This is a genomic window from Rhizobium sp. 57MFTsu3.2, assembly GCF_012932765.1.
GTDB classification, from domain to species: domain Bacteria; phylum Pseudomonadota; class Alphaproteobacteria; order Rhizobiales; family Rhizobiaceae; genus Rhizobium; species Rhizobium altiplani.
This window is the reverse complement of record NZ_JDWI01000002.1, coordinates 312,405-313,408: the sequence shown is the minus strand read 5'-3', so window position 1 is coordinate 313,408 and position 1,004 is coordinate 312,405. Positions and strand designations below refer to the sequence as shown.

Genomic DNA, 1,004 nt, shown 5'->3' with positions numbered 1-1,004 from the left:
GCACTGCCTTCTCGTTCGTGCTGCCGGCCGGCACCTTCACCGATGTCGACAGCGGCGACACGCTGACCTACACGGCAACCTCTGCCGACGGCACCGCTCTTCCCACCTGGCTGAGCTTCAATGCCTCGACGCGCACCTTCAGCGGTACGCCGACGACATCAGGCACGTCAGACATCAAGGTCACGGCAACCGACATTGCAGGCCTCGCCACCAGCGAGACCTTCAGCATCACCACGACAGTGCCTTCCACATACAGCCTGTTCAGTGCCACCAGCACGCCGGCGCAGACGAACCTCAATGACAACAGGCAGATCGAGCTCGGCGTCAAGTTCCAGGCGAATGTTGCCGGTACAATTACCGGCATCAAGTTCTACCGAAGCGCCAACGACAATGGCCAGAACGTCGTCGATCTGTGGACCACGGCAGGCACCAAGCTCGCCACCGCCACCTATTCCGGCACCACCGGCAGCGGCTGGCAGACGGTGAGCTTTGCAACCCCGGTCACCATCACCGCCAATACCACGTACATCGCGTCCTATCACACGACCGGTGCCTATGTGGCGACCGGAAACTATTTCACGGCAGCTGTCACGAACGGCCCGCTGACGGCGCTGTCGAGTGCCGCCGCGGGTGGAAACGGTGTCTACCGTTATGGCGGATCCGCCACGGCAGGCATTTTCCCGAATGCCACCTACCAGGCGTCGAATTACTGGGCCGATGTGGTCTTCCGGCCGGCGACCCAAAACACTGTGCCGACGGCGGTTGCCGATGTCGGCGATGCGACCGAGAAGGGCGGTGTTGCCAATGGCTCGGGTGGTTCTGTCGCCAGTGGCAACGTACTGACCAACGACACCGATCCGGACGCCGGCGACACCAAGACGGTGACGGCAGTCAGCTTCGGCACGACAGCAGGCACGCTCGGCACCGCACTTGCCGGTGCCTATGGCAGTCTCGTCCTCGCGGCCTCGGGCGCCTATACCTATACGATCAACGAGGCCAACTCC

1 protein-coding gene is annotated in these 1,004 nt (G+C 62.8%); it reads left to right on the top strand.

The window, feature by feature from the left end:
* Positions 1–1,004 (top strand): DUF4082 domain-containing protein (locus tag AF71_RS03990; protein ID WP_169680081.1); only part of this gene is annotated, 1,004 nt, incomplete at both ends.